The sequence below is a fragment of the Azospirillum terrae genome (genome assembly GCF_053470425.1).
Map to the genome: position 1 here is coordinate 1254747 of NZ_JBPXMR010000001.1, position 18120 is coordinate 1272866.

The following is an 18120-nucleotide window of genomic DNA, read 5'->3' on the forward strand; positions in this document are numbered from 1 at the left end:
ATGCGTCTACTGATCGTTGGCACCCTGGAGGGGTACATCACCGCTGCCGGCAAGATCGCCATGCAGCGCGGCGCCAAGGTGTCCCACACCGACAGCATCGAGGGCGCTCTCAACGCCTTGCGGGCGGCGTGCGGCGCCGACATCGCGATGATCGACGTCAAGCTGGACGTGGCGGCCTTCATCGACAGCCTGAAGGCCGAGCGGATCAACATCCCGGTCGTCGCCTGCGGCATCGGCACCGACGCGTCCGCCGCCGTGCGCGCCATCCGCGCCGGTGCCAAGGAATACATCCCGCTGCCACCCAACGCCGAGCTGATCGGCGCCGTGCTGGAAGCGGTGGCGGAGGAGAGCCACTCCATCGTCTGCCAGGACCCGGCGATGGTGGCGACGCTGCGGCTGGCCGACCAGATCGCCCCCAGCGACGCGTCCGTGCTGATCACCGGCGAGTCCGGCACCGGCAAGGAGCTGATGGCCCGCTACATCCACCGCAAGAGCCGCCGCTCGAAGGAGAACTTCGTCGCCGTCAACTGCGCCGCCATCCCCGAGAACCTGCTGGAGTCCGAGCTGTTCGGCCACGAGAAGGGCGCCTTCACCGGCGCCGTGGCGCGCCGGCTGGGCAAGTTCGAGGAGGCGAACGGCGGCACGCTGCTGCTCGACGAGCTGTCGGAGATGCACCCGCGCCTCCAGGCCAAGCTGCTGCGCGCCATCCAGGAGAAGGAAATCGACCGGGTCGGCTCGTCCCAGCCCATCAAGGTCAACGTCCGCCTGATCGCCACCTCCAACCGCAATCTGGAGGCCGAGGTCCAGGCCGGCAATTTCCGCGAGGATCTGTACTTCCGCCTGAACGTCTTCAACGTCCGTCTGCCCTCCTTGCGCGAGCGGCCGCTCGACATCCCGCTGGTGGCCGATCACTTCATCAAGAAGTACGCCGAGGCCAACGGCCTGCCCGAGAAGACGCTGGCGCCGGAGACGCTTCAGTTGCTGATGGCGCACCACTGGCGCGGCAACGTGCGCGAGCTGGAAAACACCATGCACCGCGCCGTGCTGCTCGCCCGCGGCGAGACCATCGGGCCGGAAGCGATCATGCTGAGCAGCCAGACGCTGGCGCCGGAGGGCTCGGCGCAGGCGTCGATCCCCGCCGGCTCGCCGGTGGCGCAGCCCTTCGCCGGCCCGTCCGGCACCGTGCCGGCGGCCCGGCCCATGCCTCCTACCGCATCTTCCGCCTACGCTCCCCCGCCCGGCTACGCGCAGCCCTACGCCCCGCCCATCGCGGCGATGCCGGGGGGCAGCGGTCTGACCGGACTGGTGGGCCGCACGGTGGCCGACGTGGAGCGCGACCTGATCATTGAAACGCTGTCGCACTGCCTGGGCAACCGGACGCACGCGGCGAACATCCTGGGCATCTCGATCCGCACGCTGCGCAACAAGCTGAAGCAGTACAACGAGGAAGGCGTCCCGGTGCCGCCGTCCGGCGGCGACGACCGCGGCGCCATGTTCGGCTGACCGCGTAAAGGCCGGACACCTCCATGGCGCTCACCGAACACAATCCCGAGAACAGCGGCGGCGGCAGTGGTGCCGGCGGCGGCGGCAACGTGGCCGCGATCGGCGAGATGGTCGGCGTCATCAAGGCATCGCTGAAGCGCGGCGACGTGCTGATGGCGGTCGGCATCATGATGATCATCATCGCGCTGATCATGCCGATGCCGACGCTGCTGCTCGACATGATGCTGGCGGTGTCGATCACGGCGTCGGTGCTGATCCTGATGGTCGTGCTGTTCATCCAGAAGCCGCTGGAGCTGTCGTCCTACCCGACCATCCTGCTGATCACGACGCTGCTGCGGCTGTCGCTGAACATGGCGTCGACCCGCCTCATCCTCAGCCACGGGCACGAGGGCACCAAGGCGGCCGGGCACGTCATCGAGGCGTTCGCCAGCTTCGTGATGGGCGGCGACTTCATCATCGGCGTGATCGTCTACGCGATCCTGACCATCGTGAACTTCAAGGTGATCGTCGCCGGTTCCGGCCGCATCGCCGAAGTGGCGGCGCGTTTCACCCTCGACGCCATGCCCGGCAAGCAGATGGCCATCGACGCCGACCTCGGCGCCGGCATGATCGACGAGACCACGGCCCGCAAGCGCCGCAAGGAACTGGAGGACGAAAGCGCCTTCTTCGGCTCCATGGACGGTGCGTCGAAGTTCGTGAAGGGAGACGCGGTCGCCGGCCTGCTGATCATGTTCATCAACATCATCGGCGGCGTGTCGATCGCGGTTCTGCGCCACAACATGCCGGTGATGACGGCGCTGGACACCTTCACCAAGCTGACCATCGGCGACGGTCTGGTGTCGCAGATCCCGGCGCTGGTCATCTCCATCTCCGCCGGCTTCCTGGTGTCGAAGGCCGGCACCGGCGGCTCCACCGACAAGGCGGTGGTCGGCCAGCTGACCGGCTATCCCATGGCGCTGGGCATCGCGACGGGCCTGCTGACGATGCTGGCGGCGATGCCGGGCATGCCGTCGTACGTCTTCCTGCCCATGGCGCTGGCGACCGGCGGTGCGGCGTGGTTCCTGCCCCGCATGCGCGCCCGCAAGGAGCAGGAGGAGGCGCAGGCGGGCATCGACGACGCGGCCGCCAGCGCGGCGGCCCCGGTGGCCGACGAGCCCATATCCACGGCACTCGCCATCGACCTGATTCGGCTGGAGCTGGGCTACGGCCTGTTGTCGCTGATCAACGCGCCGCAGTCCGGCAGCCACCGGCTGACCGACCAGATCAAGGGGCTGCGCCGGCAGATCGCCGGCGAGGCCGGATTCGTCATGCCGGCGGTGCGCATCCAGGACAATCTCCAGCTTCCACCCAACACCTACGTGATCCGGGTGAAGGAGATCGAGGCGGGCCGCGGCGACGTGCGGCCCAACATGCTTCTGGTCATGGACCCGCGCGGCGAGGCCATGAGCCTGCCCGGCGAGGCCACCACCGAGCCGACGTTCGGCCTGCCGGCGATCTGGGTCGAGGCCGGCTACCGCGAGGAGGCGCTGTTCAAGGGCTACACCGTGGTGGACCCATCCACCGTGGTGACCACCCATTTGACCGAACTCATCAAGGACAACATGCCCGAGCTGTTGTCCTTCACCGAGACGCAGAAACTGCTGGACGAGTTGGACAAGGCGCACCAGAAGCTGGTGGCCGACGTCATCCCGTCGCAGATCACCATCGGTGGTTTGCAGCGCATTCTGCAAAACCTGCTTGCGGAACGCATCTCGATCCGGGATCTTTCGGCCATCCTCGAAGGTGTCTCCGAGGCATCGGGTCAAACGCGCAGCATCACGCAGATCACCGAGCACGTCCGTTCGCGCCTGGCGCGGCAGATTTGCGACGCCTGCACCAACGAAATGGGGTTCATCCCGCTCATCACGATGTCGCCCGAATGGGAAGAGGCCTTCGCCGAATCGCTCATGGGCGAAGGCGACGACCGGCAGTTGGCGATGGCGCCCAGCCGACTGCAACAATTCATAACGTCGGTGCGCCAGACGTTCGAACGACAAGCCATGATGGGTGAAACGCCTGTGCTGCTGACCAGTCCTCCGATACGGCCCTACGTGCGCTCGATCATCGAGCGCTTCCGGCCGTCCACGGTGGTCATGTCGCAGAACGAGATTCATCCGAAGGCCAAGATCAAGACCCTGGGGCAGATCTGATCATGCGCATATCCGCCCCTAGAAACCGGAAGGAGTGCCGCCCATGCGGCTGAAATCCTTCCACGCCAAGAGCATGGCCGACGCCATGCGCCAGGTCCGTCAGCAGCTTGGCGACGATGCCATCATCGTCGCCACGCGCGAGGAGGAAGGCGGCGGCGTGCGCGTCACCGCCGCGGTCGAGGAAGACGATCACCCGTCCGAACCCGCCCGCATCAACGCCGCCGTCTCCAGCCGAGCGCCCGTCGAGCCCGAGGTGGACGTTGGCGAACTGGTGGCCGACGCCCTGCACCGCCACGGCGTGCCGGCGGCACTGGCCGAACAGCTCATCGACGCCGCCGCCGGCCTGGACACCGAGGACGCGACACTGGCGCTGGGCGCGGCGCTCGACTCCGTCTTCAATTTCCACCCGCTGCCCAACGGCGGCCGCGGCAACGCCCGACCGCTGATGCTGGTCGGGCCGCCGGGTTCGGGCAAGACGCTGACCGTCGCCAAGCTGGCGGCGCGCGCCGTGCTGAAGAACCGCACCGTCAGCGTCATCACCACCGACACCGTGCGGGCCGGCGGCGTCGACCAGCTGGCCGCCTTCACACGCCTCCTGAAGGTCAAGCTGCACCGCGTCGAGGACCCGGAGGCGCTGGGCGGCGCCATCGACGTCAGCCGCGGCAACGACCTCGTCGTCATCGACACCGCCGGCCGCAACCCCTTCGACGCCGACGAGATGGGCGATCTGCGGGCGCTGCTCGGGGCCGGCGAGATGGAGCCGATCCTGGTGCTGCCCGCCGGCATGGACATGGTGGAGGCCGCCGAGACCGGGATGGCCTTCAAGGCGCTGGGCGTCAAGCGTCTGCTGGTGACGCGGCTGGACGTGGCGCGGCGGTTCGGCAGCACGCTGGCCGCCGCGCACCGCGCCCGCCTCGTCTTCTGCGACGGCACCGTGTCCGCCAAGGTGGCCGAGGGGCTGACGCCGCTCAATCCCGTCGCCTTCGCCCGCCTGATGATGCCCCCGGTGGAGAAGCCGGCCGTCAAGCCGGCACCGTCCAGGGCCAAGACCAGACAAACCAAAGCCGCTCACGCCGTGAGCTCGTCGAGGACCGCATCATGACCGAAAAGGTATTCCCGGCGCCCGCGTCGATTGCCCCCGGCTCCAACGTCCGTCCGCTGCGCGGCCGGAACGTCATCGCCGTGGCCAGCGGCAAGGGCGGTGTCGGCAAGACCTGGTTCTCCATCACGCTGGCGCACGCGCTGGCGCGCATGGGCAAGAACGCGCTGCTGTTCGACGGCGATCTGGGCCTCGCCAACGTGGACATCCAGTTGGGCTTCCAGCCCAAGCGCGACCTGGGCCAGGTCATCGAGGGCACGGTCACGCTCCAGCGCGCGGCCGAGCGCTTCCCCGATGGCGGCTTCGACATCATCGCCGGCCGGTCCGGCTCCGGCACCCTGGCGACGCTGCCCAGTCAGGCGCTGTCGAGCCTGCGCAACAATCTGTTCGATCTGGCGCGCGACTACGACTACGTCATCATGGACATGGGCGCGGGCGTGGATCGCACGGTGCGCACGCTGTGCGGCCCGGCCGGCACCACGCTGGTGGTCACCAACGACGAGCCGACCTCGATCACCGACGCCTATGCCTTCATCAAGCTGACGCACGTCACCAATCGCAACGCCGACCTGCGCGTGGTGGTGAATCTGGCGCAGACGCTGAAGGAGGGCGACCGCACCTACGGCACCATCCTCAAGGCCTGCCAGAACTTCCTGAAGTTCAAGCCGCCGCTGGCCGGCATCATCCGCCGCGACCTCAAGGTGCGCGACGCCATCCGCAACCAGATCCCGATCCTCACCCGCTCGCCGCAGAGCGACGCGGCCAACGACGTGGTGCAACTGGCGCAACGTCTGATCAAGGACAAGGAAAAGGCGTAAGGAGGCTGCGCGATGGGCGGCGCCGGTTCCATCCCGCCACCCCCGCCGACCGCCGTCGCGGCCCCGGCCACGACGCCCGGCACCGCGCAGGTGTTGTTGGGCGAGGCCGCGGTGGTGAAGCTGCCCGAGCGCCTCCAAGATCTGCCGCGGGCCGTGGCGCTGACAGGCACCGTCGCCGGTACGACGCCCGAGGGTCTGACGCGCATCCGCACCCAGATGGGCGACGTGCTGCTGGACCTCGCCGCCACGCTGTCGGCGGACAAACCCGTCACCGTGCAAATCAGCCCCGGCCAGCCGCCCGGCCGCGCCATGGTCTTCGCCAACACCCCGCCCACCACCGGCCAGGCCGGGGCCGCACCGCCGCAGCCGCAGCCGGCGGGCACGCCGCCGGCCGTGCTGCTGACGCTGCCCAGCGCAGCCCCGGCGGCGCCCGGCGCGGCGGTGCCTCTGCTGCTGCCGGGCAGCGTCCTGCCGGCGCTGGTGCTCGCCGCCGCCAAGCCGGCCACACCTCCTGGACCCAGCGCACCCACCAGCGCAGCGCCGGCCTCACGCCCCACCCCGGCGACCGCCGCGCCCGCGGCACCGTCCTCCGCGGCGCCGACCGCTCCAACAGCGGCCCCCCCGGCACCCGCCAGCACCGCCCAGCCCGCCGCGCCGCCTGCGGGTCCGCCATCCGGCGCACCGGTCCAATTGGGCGGCGACGCCGCGCACCCCGGCGCATCCCCAACCCTGCCCAACGGCGCCAAGCCCGAGGTCAAGCCCGACCCAACCGCCGCTCCCAAGGCCGCGCCCCAAGCCGCGCCGGCACCGCAGACCACTTCCGAAGCCGGTCCGCAGACCACCCCCAAGGCCACCCCTCAAGCCGTTCCCGACGCCGCGCCCCAACCGCTTCAGCCGTCGTCCGTGCCGGCCAAGCCCGCCCCTATGCTGGTGCAGGGGGCGACGGTGGCGTTGAAGGTGGTCAGCGTGGCGCAGCCCGGCACCGCCGCGCCGATCCCGCTGGAGGCCCCGCTCACCAGCCTTCCGGCGGCGGACAACGACCGGGGGCCGCTGCTGCACGGCACGGTGGCCGGCGCCACGCCGCAGGGGCAGCCGATCCTCGCCACCCGGCAGGGCATGCTGGTGCTGACCACGCAGGGGCCGCTGCCGCCCGGCACGCGGGCGACGGTGGTGCTGACGGACCCGTTGCGGGCGCAGCACGCCGCCGCTCCGCATGGCGCCGAGGCGCCGGCCGACGCCAAGGACTGGCCGGCGCTGCGGCAGGTGATGGCGGCTCTGGCCGCCGCCGACCCGGAGCTGGCCCGCACGCTCACCAACACCGTGCTTCCGCAGCCGAACAAGAAGCTGGCCGCGGCGTTGACCTTCCTGCTGTCGGCCATGCGCGGCGGCGACGCGCGCGGCTGGCTCGGCGAGGAGGCGACGGCGACGCTGGAGCGCACCGGCCAGGGCGCCCTGCTCAAGCAGCTGGAAGAGGAACTGCGCACCCCGCCCCGCCCGGCCGCCGCCGACGCGCCGCCGTCCGACTGGAAGCTCTTCGCCGTGCCGATGCTCGACGGGCGCACGCTTCAGCCGATGCAGGTGCAGATCCGCCGGGTGGACGGCGACGAGGGCGGCGGCTCCAAGGGCGAGCGCGAGGCGCGCGGCAGCCGCTTCGTCATCGACCTGGAGCTGAGCCGCTTCGGCCCGCTCCAGCTCGACGGGCTGGTGCGGCCGCAACGCTTCGACCTGATCCTGCGCACCCACACGCCGTTCCCCGCCGAACTGAACGCCGAGCTGACGGGCATCTTCGCGGACAGCCTCGGCGCGGTCGGCTTCACCGGCACGCTGTCGTTCCAGAACGGCGCGCGCAACTGGGTCAAGCTGACCCGCGCCGGCCGCGCCGGCCTGGGCGTCACGGCATGAACGGAGCGCCTCCCATGCCCCCTCCCAAACAGCGCCGCGAGCGCCTGACCACCGCCGCCAACCCCGACGTCCGGCACGACTATCTGGTGACTCTGTCCGGCGAGCCGCAGCCCGGCACGCGGCTGGAGCTGCGCTACGTGCCCGACCGTTGGGTGATCGCCCCCGCCGGCTTCGCCGCCTACCTGACCGAGTTGGCCGCCTTCCCCGGCGGGCTGGAGGCATTGGCGCTGGCCGTGCTGGACGATGTCGGCAACGAGGCCGTGCCGCGCTGGACCGAGGTGCGCGCCGAGCGCACCGCCCACCGCGTCGTGGTCGAAGACCGTCAGCCGGGTTGGGACAACCCGCATCTCTTCGCGCGGATGGAGCGGTATTAACGGTCGCACTTGTTCTAAAGTCTAATAATCCCGCCGCCGGAATACCCCTATTATGCACGTGGGTAAGTTTCAGATGGGGGAATTCGCGCCATGAAAGTCGCCGGCATCGCGATAGCGGCGGGGGTGTTGCTTGCGGGCGGTCCCGCGCTCGCGGAAACCGCCGAGGAGGTTGCCGGCCGTCAGGTGTTCAACCACTGCGCCGCCTGCCACGCGCTCGACCCCAGCAAGAACGCCTTCGGGCCGAGCCTGATCGGCGTCGTCGGGCGCAAGGCCGGCACGCTGCCGCGCTTCGAGTATTCCGACGCCATGCGCAAGTCCGGCATCACCTGGACCGAGGCCAACCTGCGCCGCTGGATCGCCGACAACGAAAAAGTCCTCCCCGGCACCCGCATGCGCCACGTCTCGATCAAGGACCGCGCCGAGCAGGACTACCTGATCGCCTTCATCAAGTCGCTGAAGTAAGGGACGCGGGCCGGGCTGCTACTGCCCGGCGCTTTCCTGTGCCTGGCGGCGACGGAAGCCGACCAGCGCGGTTTCGTCGAGCATGGCGTCCTCCTTGCGGCGGATCTTCTCGCGCTCGCGCTTCAGGCGCTCCTCCTCGGCCAGTTCGAAGCGCTTCAGCTCCTGGAAGGCTTCGGACATCTCCTCGGTGGCGGCTTCGATCTGCTGCTCGACCTGGGCGATCGAGTCCTGCAAACGGTGGTCGCGCTCGCGCGCCGCCTTGGCGAAGGCGGGGTAGCTGAACGCCACGGCCTGATCGGTGCGCGCCGCCTCCTGCTCGCGCCGGACCTCCTCGCGCAGGCGGGCCAGTTCCATGCACAGGCGGTCGTGCAGGTTCTGCAAGTCGGACAGGGCGCGACGCTTCTCGTCGAGCTGCCACTTGTGCAGGCGGATGATGGTTTTCAGGCTGCTCATGACCACGGCATCCCGAGGATTTCGGCGAGCTGGGCGTAACCGGTCGCAAGATCGGTGGCCTCACGCTTGCCTTGCTTGAGGAAGGCTTCCAGGGCCGGCTGGTAGTGGATGGCCTCGTCCACCGCCGGGTCGGTGCCGCGGCGGTAGGCGCCCAGGCGGATCATCTCCGCCATGTTGTCGTACGCCGACAGCATGCGCCGCGCCCGCCCGACCAGCTCGTTCTCCTCCTGGGAGTTGCAGCCGGGCATGGTGCGCGACACGCTGCGCAGGATGTTGATGGCCGGATACCGGCCGCGCTCGCCGATCTGGCGCTCCAGCACGATGTGTCCGTCGAGGATGCCGCGCACCGCGTCGGCGATCGGCTCGTTGTGGTCGTCGCCTTCCACCAGCACGGTGAACAGGCCGGTGATCGAGCCCGATCCGGGAACACCCGGCCCGGCGCGTTCCAGCAGCTTGGGCAGTTCGGCGAAGACGGTGGGCGGGTAGCCCTTGGTGGTCGGCGGCTCGCCGGCCGACAGGCCGATCTCGCGCTGGGCCATGGCGAAGCGCGTCACGCTGTCCATCATGCACAGCACGTCGCGGCCCTGGTCGCGGAAATACTCGGCCACCGCCATCGTCATGTAGGCCGACTGCCGGCGCATCAGCGGCGGCTCGTCCGAGGTGGCGCAGACCACGACGCTGCGCGCCAGTCCCTCCTCGCCCAGATCCTCGACGATGAACTCCTGCAACTCGCGCCCGCGCTCGCCGAGCAGGCCGATCACCGCCACCTCGGCGCCCGAGTACTTGGCCAGCATCGACATGACCGACGATTTGCCGACGCCCGAACCGGCGAAGATGCCCATGCGCTGGCCGCGGCAGCAGGTGAGGAAGGTGTTGATCGCCCGGATGCCGAGGTCGAGCTTCTGCCCGACCCGCGCGCGGGAATGCGCCGAGGGCGGCGAGTTGCGGATCGGAATGCCGACCGTGCCCTTGGGCAGCGGCCCCTTGCCGTCCACCGGCTCGCCCAGCGCGTTGATGACGCGGCCCAGCCATGCGTCGGTGGGATAGACCATCGGCTGCCCGTCGGCCACCACCGCCCGGCACCCCAGCCCGACGCCGTCGAGCCCGCCCAGCGGCATCAGCAGCGCCCGGCTCTGGCGGAATCCGACCACTTCGCAGGGCACGCGGCGGCCGTCGCGCGCCTCGACGGCGCAACGGCCGCCGACCGACAGCTCCTTTTCGATGCCGCCGACCTCGACCAGCAGGCCGAGAACGGCGGTGACCCGCCCGAACCGGCGGTAGTCGGGCATCGCATTAATGTCATCGATGAGGCGGGCGACGTCGGCTGGCACGGTACGGTCCGGGACGGCGTTAAGCATTGGAAACGGCTGGAGAATTGGCTTTTCCGCCGTTGCAGAGCCATCATCGGCCGGAAAGATTAACGTTAAATGAAGCGCATTCCGGCGCTGGCGTTAAGCTGAATCGTCTGTTAACCTGTGTAAACGAGCGACCTGACCTGTTAAGCATGCGTCGCCCGCCAGCGGATCGGCCGGAGCTCATCGGCCGCACCGGCGAGGCGTGAGAGATTCAAGGTTCGGGTAAGGTAAGGCACCACCAACGTCGGGATACCGCCAATGAGGGTTCTGCTGGTCGAAGACGATACCTCGGTCCAGAAAAGCATCGAACTGATGCTTCAGTCCGAGGGTTACATCGTCGACTCCACCGACTTGGGCGAGGACGGGCTCGAAATCGGAAAATTGTACGACTACGACATCATCATTCTCGATCTGATGCTGCCGGACATCGATGGTTACGAGGTGCTGCGGCGGCTGCGGGCCGCGCGGGTGACCATGCCGATCCTGATCCTGTCCGGCCTGTCCGAACTGGACCACAAGATCAAGGGCCTGGGCTTCGGGGCCGACGATTATCTCACCAAGCCGTTCGACAAGCGCGAACTGATCGCCCGCATCCAGGCCATCGTCCGCCGTTCCAAGGGGCACTCGGACAGCGTCATCCGCACCGGCCGCCTGACCGTCAACCTCGACACCCGCACGGTGGAGGTCGACACCCAGCCGCTGCACCTGACCGGCAAGGAATACGGCATCCTCGAACTGCTCAGCTTGCGCAAGGGCACCACGCTGACCAAGGAGATGTTCCTCAACCATCTTTACGGCGGCATGGACGAGCCGGAACTGAAGATCATCGACGTCTTCGTCTGCAAGCTGCGCAAGAAGCTGGCGGCGGCGACGCAGGGCGACAACTACATCGAGACGGTGTGGGGCCGCGGCTACGTGCTGCGCGACCCGCACGAGGACATTCATCACGCGACGCCGCCCAAGGTGCCGCAGCAGCAGGCGGCGGGCTGAGGCCCGTCGCGTCTCGCCCCTACCACTGTTGATGCGGCCGCCGCGCGCCCGTACCATGGGCGTCCATGGAACCAATCCTCATCGCCCTCGCACGGGCCTGCTTCGACATCGGTGACGCCCATCTGGCGAACGGCCAGCACGCCGCCGCAGCGGAAAGCTTCCGCCGCGTGCTGGCGGCTGTGCCCGATTTCGACGCCGGATACGCCAAGCTGTCGCAGGCCCACACCGGCCAGCGCGCGTGGCCGGCCGCGCTCGACGCCTACCGCCGCCTCGCCCTCTTCCACCCGGATTTCGCGCGCAACGCCTGGGCGGCGCAGGTGTCGGTGCTGCGCGAGATGCTGCTCGACGCCTACGGACCGCGGGTGCTGAGCGGACCGTTCGAAGGGATGATGTTCGACGGCACCGTTACCGAGGGCTGCTTCGTGCCGCGCATGCTCGGCTGCTACGAGGCGGAACTGCACCCACACCTCGACGCCCTGGCGGCGCGCGGCCATGATGTGGTGATCAACGTCGGCTGCGCCGAGGGCTACTACGCCGTCGGGCTGGCGCGGCGCTGGCCGCACGTGGCCGTGCACGCCCGCGACATCGACCCGGCCGCTCTGGACGCCTGCCGCCGGTTGGCCGAGGCGAACGGCGTCGCCGACCGCGTGATCGTCGGCGGCCGTTTCACCGGCGAGGACTTCGCCGCTTTCGCCGGTCAGCGGGTGCTGGTGGTGTGCGATGTCGAGGGCTTCGAGCAGGAATTGCTCGATCCGGCTCGCTTCCCGGCACTGACCGGCTTCGATGTGCTGACCGAGTTGCACCCCTTTGCCCGCGCCAACATGGCCGAGGAAATCCCGCGGCGCTTCCGGCCGACGCACACCGTGACCCTGGTGGCGAACCGCATTCCCGACACCACCGCCCTGCCCGCCGCGCTGGCCGGCTTGCGCGCCGAGGACAAGGCGCTCGCGGTGTGGGAGACGCGCGGCACCCCCACGCCGTGGGCGGTGATGATGGCGAACATCCGTCAGTAGGTGCTGCGATGGTGGCGTCCAGATCGCGCACCGTCAGGACGAAGCGTCGATCTGCACGGCCCCTCCAAAGCTACACCGCCGCCCGCATCCCCGCCGTGTTGAAGCCCGGCCCGTTGGCCAGCGTGTAGAGCCCGCGCTGCCCATCGACCGGCTTGAAGCGGTCGGTGATGCCCAGCACCGTCTCGGCGCCGCCCAGGTACAGCACGCCGTCCGGCGGCATCTGGCGGGCGATGGACTCCAGCACCTTGGCCTTGGTCGGCTGATCGAAATAGATCAGCACGTTGCGGCAGAACACCACGTCGAACTGGCCGAGCCCGCCGAGATCGCTCAGCAGGTTCCACTCCCGGAAAGTCACCATCTGCCGCAGGTTGGGAGCGATCTGCCACTTGTCGCCCTGCTGCCGGAAGTGCTTCACCAGCATCTGGATGGGCAGGCCGCGCTGCACCTCGAACTGGGTGTAGATTCCGGCCTTGGAGCGCTCGACCATCTCGGACGAGATGTCGGTGCCGACGATCTCGATGCGCCAGCCGGACAGGCGCGGCGCGTCCTCGCTCAGCATCATGGCCAGCGAATACGCCTCCTGCCCCGAGGAGCTGGCGGCCGACCAGATGCGGATCGAGCGCTTGGCCGCCCGCGCCTCCATCAGGCGCGGCAGGACGATCTGCTTGAACTGGTCGAAGGGCTTCTGGTCGCGGAAGAACGAGGACTCGTTGGTGGTCATCGCCTCCGTGATGTCGCGCAGCAGCGCTTCGTCCTTGCGGGTGCGCACGGTCGAGGCCAGCTCGTCCAGGCCCTTCATGTTCCATTTGCGCGCCACCGGCATCAGGCGCGATTCCAGCAGGTACGCCTTGTCCTTGGTGAGCACCAGGCCCGAGCGCTGCTTCAGCAGCGTGGCGAACATGTCGAAGTCTTCGACTCTCATGTTCAGGCCCTCGCCGCAAGCTTACGAAGGGTGGGACCGATCTCCTTGAGCGGCAGGATGGCGCTGCACAGGCCGGCCTGCGCCACGGCGCCCGGCATGCCCCACACCACACTGGACGCCTCGTCCTGACCGATCAGCACGCCGCCCTGGTTGACCACCTCGGTGCAGCCGCGCATGCCGTCCTGGCCCATGCCGGTGAGGATGCAGGCCAGTATCTTGCGGGCGCCGAAGCCCTTGATCAGGGTGCGCATCATGGGGTCCACCGCCGGCCGGCAGAAGTTCTCCGGCGGATCCTTGCTGAGTTGGATGACGTTCTGCCCGGCGCGCTGCGCCACCAGCATGTGGAAGTCGCCGGGCGCGATGTAGACGCGCCCGCTTACGATCGCCTCGCCGTCCTTCGCCTCGGCGGCGGAGAGGCCGCACTGCCGGCTGATGTGCTCGGCCAGGATGGTGGTAAAGGTGGCCGGCATGTGCTGGGTGATGAGGATCGGCTGCGTCAGGCCCTTGAGGTGCGACAGCACCTCGAACAGTGCCTGCGGGCCGCCGGTCGAACTGCCGATGGCGACCACGTCCGGGCGCACCGCCGGGGTCGGGAAAGGCCGCAGCGTGACCGGTCCCGGCTCGGCGCGACGGAACGGGGACGGTGCCGGCACGCCGGCGGCGCGGTCGGCCATGGACTGCGCCAGCGAGGGCGGCAGCGGCCGGATCTCGCCGCGCGAGCGCGAACCGGCGCGGCGCGCCGCACCACCCAGCGCCTTCACCTTGGAGACCAGTTCGCGCTTGAAGTCCTCGGCCCCGCCGACCTCGCGGGTCGAGGTGGGCTTGGGGATGTAGTCGGCGGCGCCGGCTTGCAGGCAGCGCATGGACACGTCGGCGCCGCGCAGCGTCAGCGTCGAGGCCATGATGATCTTCACCTGCGGCGCCACCGCCAGCAGCTTGGGCAGCGCCGTGATGCCATCCATCACCGGCATTTCGATGTCCAGGACGATGACGTCGATGGAGTTGCGCTGCAACGAGTTGATCGCCATCTGGCCGTCGCCCACCGAGGCGACGACGCGGATCTCCGCGTCGCCTTCCAGCGCGCGGGTCAGCAGGCCGCGAATCACCGCGGAGTCATCCACCACCATCACCCGATAGGGATCGGCGCCGCCTCCCGGAGGGGGCGGGGACGGAGGCGCCGGAGGTTTGGCGGCGCTGAAGGGTCGGAAGCTGTCGGACATGCGGCGTTCAGCCTTTCACCGGTGCGATCCGCTCACAGCAACCCGATCTGCTGGAACTTGGTCTGGATGATGTCGCTGTCGAAGGGCTTCATGATGTACTCGTTGGCCCCGGCCGACAGCGCCTCCTGAATGTGCGCGAGATCGTTCTCGGTGGTGCAGAAGACGACCTTGGGCTGGTCGCCGCCGCTCATCTTGCGCAGCCGGCGCAGGAAATCGATGCCGTTCATCACCGGCATGTTCCAGTCCAGCAGGATGGCGTCGGGCATACCCTTGGCGCACACTTCCATGGCCTGTCGGCCGTCCTCCGCCTCGGTGCAGGCAAAGGCCAGTTCCTCCAGGATCTTCCGGGCGACCTTACGGACCACCCGACTGTCATCCACCACCAGACACGATCTCATCACGCACACCCTGGGCTTGTCGGCGGGCTGGCCAGCCGCGCCGTCACGCCGCTTCCATGTTGGTGAAGTTCAACAGACGCGGCACGTCCAGCACAACCATTAATTGGCCGTTCAGGCGATAAATGCCGGTGGACACCTCCCGCCAGCGCGGATCGAGGGTCGCCGGATTGCGCTCGAAGTCCTCGTTCGACAGGCTCAGCACCTCGCCGACCGAATCGACCATCAGGCTGTACAGCTCGCCGCGCAGGTCGACGACGATCGACATGCCCGGCTTGTCCTTCGGGCGCGCCGGCAGGTTGAGGCGCAGGCGCACGTCGATGGCGGTGACGATCCGGCCGCGCAGGTTCAGCGAACCGGCCACTTCCGGCGGGGCCAGCGGGATGCGGGTGATCTTCTGGTGCCCCAGCACGTCCTGGACCTGCAAGACCGGGATGCCGAACAGCTGGTCGGCGATGGTCATGGTGACGTAGTCCTGGGAGCCGCCGGAGACGATTTCTTCGCCCTTGGCTTTCCTGGTGGCGGGGAGCTTCGCGTTGCTCATGCTTCGACACCCTTCTGTTCGGACAGCGTCTGCTGGAGCGTGTAGAGCAGCGCGTCACGGTCGAACTTTGCGACGTAATCGGTGAACCCGGCCTGACGGCCGCGGTCGAGGTCGCGCGGCGTGGCGTGGCTGGACAGCGCCACCAGCGGCACCGCCTGCCAGCGGGACCCGCCGCGCACCGCCTCGGCGAAGTCGAAGCCGCTCATGCCCGGCATCTCGATGTCGGAGACGATGACGTCGAAGTCCTCGCCCGCCTCGCACAGCGCCAGCGCCTCGCTCGCGTTCTCCACCGCGGTGACGTCGTAACCGGCGACCGACAGCAGCGGGGTGAGCAGGTTGCGGAAGAACGGGCTGTCGTCCACCAGCAGCACGCGCTGCAACTTTTCCTCTTCGAAGGCTTCGCTGCCCTGCGAGGACCCGAACCAGTCCTTGTAGGCCTGGGTCAGGAAGAAGCCGGCGTCGATCACCTCGGTCGCCTTGCCGGCGATGATGGCGGAGCCCATCAGGCCCGGACGCTCGGCGGTCAGCTGGACGACCAGCTTCTCCTCGACGATGTCGACGATCTCGTCGACGATCAGGCCCATGGAGCGGTCGCCGTCGGCGAACACCAGCACCGGCTGGCGGCCTTCCTGGCCCAGCATGAAGCCCGGATCGATGGGAACCAGCGGCATCAGCTTGCCGCGGTACTGGACTACCGGCAGGCCGTTCGACATCTCCACCGCGGCGACATCGACGTCTTCCAGGCGGGCGACCAGCGACAGCGGCACCGCCTTGGGCGCCTGCGACCCGGCGCGGAACAGCAGCAGCGCCATCTTGTCCTCCTGGCGCGTCGCCTGGACCGAGGCGGCCTCCTTGTTGGCGGCCTCGCCCATGGTGATCTCGCCGGACGCCGACGCGATTCCGTTGGGGTCGAGGATCATGATGACCGAGCCGTCGCCGAGGATGGTGTTGCCCGAGAACATCTCGATGTGGCGCAGGATCGGCGCCACCGGCTTGACCACGATTTCCTCGGTGTCGAACACGCGGTCGACCATGATGCCGAAGGTGTAGGTGCCGACCTGGGTGACGACGATGAAGGTCTCGTCGGTGGTCTTGGTGGTGTGCTCCTCGTCCTCGAGGCGCAGAAGGGTCTGCAACGAAACCAGCGGCAGCAGGCGGTTGCGCAGGCGCAGCACCGGCGTGCCCTTCAGGCGCTCGATGGTGTGCTCGCTGTCGGCGGCGGCGCGCACCAGTTCGACCACGCTGATCTGCGGGATGGCGAAGCGTTCGCCCGCACACTCGACGATCAGCGCCGAGACGATGGCCAGCGTCAGCGGGATCTTGATGACGAAGGTCGAGCCCTTGCCCTGCTGGGACTTGATCTCGATCGTGCCGCCGATCTTCTCGATGTTGGTCTTGACCACGTCCATGCCGACGCCGCGTCCCGAGACGCTGGTCACCTTGGCCGCCGTCGAGAAGCCCGGCTTCATGATGAACTGGATGATCTGCTGGTCCGACATGGCGGCCAGCTCGCCCTCCGAGGCGATCCCGTTCTGGATGGCCTTCTGCTTGATCTTGTCGATGGCCAGGCCCTTACCGTCGTCCTGGATCTCGATGATGATGTGGCCGCCCTCGTGGTAGGCGTTCAGCGTGACGCGGCCGGTCTCCGACTTGCCGGCCTTCACGCGCTCGGCCGGGATTTCGAGGCCGTGGTCCGCCGAGTTGCGCACCATGTGCGTCAGCGGGTCCTTGATCAGCTCCAGCACCTGACGGTCAAGCTCGGTGTCGGCGCCGAGCATCTGGAGGTCGATCTTCTTGTTCAGCTCGTGCGCCAGATCGCGCACCAGACGCGGCAGCTTGGCCCAGGCGTTGCCGATGGGCTGCATGCGCGTCTTCATGACGCCCTCCTGCAGCTCCGACGTCACGTGGTTGAGGCGCTGAAGCGGTGCCGCGAACTCGCTTTCCTTCTGCGAGCGCAGGATCTGGAGCAGCTGGTTGCGGGTCAGCACCAGCTCCGAGACCATGGTCATCAGGTTTTCGAGCAGATCGACGTTGACGCGGATGGTCTGCGCCGCGACCGCGGATTCCTTGTTGCCGGCCTCGCGCACGTCGTCGCCGCTGGTGCCGCCGGCGGCCGGGGCGGCCGGGACGGGCATCTTCGAGGGGGCGGCGGGCACCGGATCGGGCTCCGGCACGGCCAGTTCCTGTGACGGCTCCGGCTCGGCGGCGACGGGGGTCAGCGCGGTTCCGGGGCCGGGGGCGGCGTTCCAGGCGGCCTCGAGCTCCTCAAGCGAGACCGACGGGACGACCACCTCTTCCTTTTTCTTCTCGGGCGGCGGCGGGGGCGGCGGAGCGCTAGCGGCGGCTGGGGCGCCGCCCAGCTTGCCCTCGGCGCAGGCGTTGAGGCGGAGGATCAGGTCGTTGTCGTCGCCCGGCGGTTCGGCCTCGGTGGCCTCCAGCACGGCGAGCAGGCCCTTGATGGTGTCGAGCGCCTGGAGGATCAGCGACACCGCTTCGGGGGTGATGGTCAACTCGCCGTCACGGAACTTGCCCAGCACGTTCTCCGACGCGTGCGCGACCTTTTCCAGGCGCGGCAAGCCGAGGAACCCGCAGGTGCCCTTGATCGTGTGGACGAGGCGGAAGATGTTCGAGAGCAGCTCGGGGTCGTTGGGGTTCTGCTCCAACCGGACCAGCTCGACGTCGAGCACGGACAGGTTCTCGTTGGTCTCGGTCAGGAATTCACTGAGCAGATCATCCATGGCGTGTTCCCCAGGCCTCCGTTATCGTGCTCCGGCTCCCATGGCGGGACCGGCGGCACGGTGCGCCCGCTCAGGCCGCAATCCGGGCCTTCGGGCACGGAGGGAGCCTGTCAAACACTGATTAAAAGTGTCTTACCTCGAAT

Annotated in this window: 16 protein-coding genes; 9 read left to right on the top strand and 7 right to left on the bottom strand. The window is 68.7% G+C overall.

The window, feature by feature from the left end; genetic code table 11:
* From ACSVDD_RS06050 to ACSVDD_RS06080, 7 genes are all read left to right on the top strand, one after another.
* Positions 1-1503, top strand: coding sequence for a sigma-54-dependent transcriptional regulator (locus ACSVDD_RS06050; protein WP_448188387.1), 1503 nt, complete (start codon positions 1-3; stop codon positions 1501-1503).
* A gap of 23 nt (positions 1504-1526) precedes the next feature.
* Positions 1527-3692 (top strand): flagellar biosynthesis protein FlhA, encoded by a 2166-nt coding sequence (gene flhA, locus ACSVDD_RS06055; protein WP_448188388.1) that lies wholly within the window; start codon positions 1527-1529, stop codon positions 3690-3692.
* Between the two features lie 43 nt (positions 3693-3735).
* Positions 3736-4794: a flagellar biosynthesis protein FlhF gene (locus tag ACSVDD_RS06060; RefSeq protein WP_448188389.1), complete on the top strand. Its 1059-nt coding sequence runs from the start codon at positions 3736-3738 to the stop codon at positions 4792-4794.
* Positions 4791-5609 carry a MinD/ParA family protein gene (locus ACSVDD_RS06065; RefSeq protein WP_448188390.1) on the top strand — a complete coding sequence of 273 codons (819 nt, stop codon included), beginning with the start codon at positions 4791-4793 and terminating at the stop codon, positions 5607-5609. Before ACSVDD_RS06060 ends, ACSVDD_RS06065 begins: the two co-directional genes overlap by 4 nt.
* A gap of 12 nt (positions 5610-5621) precedes the next feature.
* The gene (locus ACSVDD_RS06070) at positions 5622-7511 is read left to right on the top strand and encodes a hypothetical protein (RefSeq protein ID WP_448188391.1); all 1890 of its coding nucleotides are present in this window, start codon (positions 5622-5624) and stop codon (positions 7509-7511) included.
* A 14-nt stretch (positions 7512-7525) separates the two neighbouring features.
* On the top strand, positions 7526-7885 hold the full coding sequence (locus ACSVDD_RS06075) for a hypothetical protein (RefSeq protein WP_448188392.1): 360 nt from the start codon (positions 7526-7528) through the stop codon (positions 7883-7885).
* A 90-nt stretch (positions 7886-7975) separates the two neighbouring features.
* Entirely contained in the window at positions 7976-8347 is a 372-nt protein-coding gene (locus tag ACSVDD_RS06080; protein WP_448188393.1) for a c-type cytochrome, read from the top strand.
* Between the two features lie 18 nt (positions 8348-8365).
* Here the strand turns inward: ACSVDD_RS06080 and ACSVDD_RS06085 are convergent, their stop codons facing one another.
* Entirely contained in the window at positions 8366-8800 is a 435-nt protein-coding gene (locus ACSVDD_RS06085; protein WP_448188394.1) for a flagellar FliJ family protein, read from the bottom strand.
* Positions 8797-10089, bottom strand: a complete 1293-nt coding sequence (gene fliI / locus ACSVDD_RS06090; protein ID WP_448188395.1) for a flagellar protein export ATPase FliI — start codon at positions 10087-10089, stop codon at positions 8797-8799. The genes ACSVDD_RS06085 and fliI overlap by 4 nt, the downstream gene beginning before the upstream one ends.
* Positions 10090-10413: 324 nt before the next feature.
* Between fliI and ctrA the strand changes: the two genes are divergently transcribed.
* Together ctrA and ACSVDD_RS06100 are read left to right on the top strand one after the other, a co-directional pair.
* Entirely contained in the window at positions 10414-11145 is a 732-nt protein-coding gene (ctrA, locus tag ACSVDD_RS06095; RefSeq protein WP_448188396.1) for a response regulator transcription factor CtrA, read from the top strand.
* A gap of 65 nt (positions 11146-11210) precedes the next feature.
* Positions 11211-12158, top strand: coding sequence for a class I SAM-dependent methyltransferase (locus tag ACSVDD_RS06100; protein ID WP_448188397.1), 948 nt, complete (start codon positions 11211-11213; stop codon positions 12156-12158).
* A gap of 70 nt (positions 12159-12228) precedes the next feature.
* On the opposite strand, the gene ACSVDD_RS06105 is transcribed toward ACSVDD_RS06100, so the two are convergent.
* The 5 genes from ACSVDD_RS06105 to ACSVDD_RS06125 form a co-directional block, all read right to left on the bottom strand.
* On the bottom strand, positions 12229-13080 hold the full coding sequence (locus tag ACSVDD_RS06105) for a CheR family methyltransferase (RefSeq protein WP_448188398.1): 852 nt from the start codon (positions 13078-13080) through the stop codon (positions 12229-12231).
* 2 nt (positions 13081-13082) lie between these two features.
* Complete coding sequence (locus ACSVDD_RS06110; RefSeq protein ID WP_448188518.1) at positions 13083-14207, bottom strand: protein-glutamate methylesterase/protein-glutamine glutaminase; 1125 nt, start codon at positions 14205-14207, stop codon at positions 13083-13085.
* Between the two features lie 125 nt (positions 14208-14332).
* Positions 14333-14698 carry a response regulator gene (locus ACSVDD_RS06115; RefSeq protein WP_448188399.1) on the bottom strand — a complete coding sequence of 122 codons (366 nt, stop codon included), beginning with the start codon at positions 14696-14698 and terminating at the stop codon, positions 14333-14335.
* A 43-nt stretch (positions 14699-14741) separates the two neighbouring features.
* Entirely contained in the window at positions 14742-15239 is a 498-nt protein-coding gene (locus ACSVDD_RS06120) for a chemotaxis protein CheW (protein WP_448188400.1), read from the bottom strand.
* The gene (locus ACSVDD_RS06125; RefSeq protein ID WP_448188401.1) at positions 15236-17977 is read right to left on the bottom strand and encodes a hybrid sensor histidine kinase/response regulator; all 2742 of its coding nucleotides are present in this window, start codon (positions 17975-17977) and stop codon (positions 15236-15238) included. Before ACSVDD_RS06125 ends, ACSVDD_RS06120 begins: the two co-directional genes overlap by 4 nt.
* Positions 17978-18120 lie beyond the last annotated feature (143 nt).

Excerpts from the sequence above, each read along its gene's own strand:
- ACSVDD_RS06050 (WP_448188387.1), top strand. The coding sequence starts at position 1 with ATGCGTCTACTGATCGTTGGCACCCTGGAGGGGTACATCACCGCTGCC.
- flhA (WP_448188388.1), top strand. The coding sequence starts at position 1,527 with ATGGCGCTCACCGAACACAATCCCGAGAACAGCGGCGGCGGCAGTGGT.
- ACSVDD_RS06060 (WP_448188389.1), top strand. The coding sequence starts at position 3,736 with ATGCGGCTGAAATCCTTCCACGCCAAGAGCATGGCCGACGCCATGCGC.
- ACSVDD_RS06065 (WP_448188390.1), top strand. The coding sequence starts at position 4,791 with ATGACCGAAAAGGTATTCCCGGCGCCCGCGTCGATTGCCCCCGGCTCC.
- ACSVDD_RS06070 (WP_448188391.1), top strand. The coding sequence starts at position 5,622 with ATGGGCGGCGCCGGTTCCATCCCGCCACCCCCGCCGACCGCCGTCGCG.
- ACSVDD_RS06075 (WP_448188392.1), top strand. The coding sequence starts at position 7,526 with ATGCCCCCTCCCAAACAGCGCCGCGAGCGCCTGACCACCGCCGCCAAC.
- ACSVDD_RS06080 (WP_448188393.1), top strand. The coding sequence starts at position 7,976 with ATGAAAGTCGCCGGCATCGCGATAGCGGCGGGGGTGTTGCTTGCGGGC.
- ACSVDD_RS06085 (WP_448188394.1), bottom strand. The coding sequence starts at position 8,800 with ATGAGCAGCCTGAAAACCATCATCCGCCTGCACAAGTGGCAGCTCGAC.
- fliI (WP_448188395.1), bottom strand. The coding sequence starts at position 10,089 with ATGCCCGACTACCGCCGGTTCGGGCGGGTCACCGCCGTTCTCGGCCTG.
- ctrA (WP_448188396.1), top strand. The coding sequence starts at position 10,414 with ATGAGGGTTCTGCTGGTCGAAGACGATACCTCGGTCCAGAAAAGCATC.
- ACSVDD_RS06100 (WP_448188397.1), top strand. The coding sequence starts at position 11,211 with ATGGAACCAATCCTCATCGCCCTCGCACGGGCCTGCTTCGACATCGGT.
- ACSVDD_RS06105 (WP_448188398.1), bottom strand. The coding sequence starts at position 13,080 with ATGAGAGTCGAAGACTTCGACATGTTCGCCACGCTGCTGAAGCAGCGC.
- ACSVDD_RS06110 (WP_448188518.1), bottom strand. The coding sequence starts at position 14,207 with ATGGTGGTGGATGACTCCGCGGTGATTCGCGGCCTGCTGACCCGCGCG.
- ACSVDD_RS06115 (WP_448188399.1), bottom strand. The coding sequence starts at position 14,698 with ATGAGATCGTGTCTGGTGGTGGATGACAGTCGGGTGGTCCGTAAGGTC.
- ACSVDD_RS06120 (WP_448188400.1), bottom strand. The coding sequence starts at position 15,239 with ATGAGCAACGCGAAGCTCCCCGCCACCAGGAAAGCCAAGGGCGAAGAA.
- ACSVDD_RS06125 (WP_448188401.1), bottom strand. The coding sequence starts at position 17,977 with ATGGATGATCTGCTCAGTGAATTCCTGACCGAGACCAACGAGAACCTG.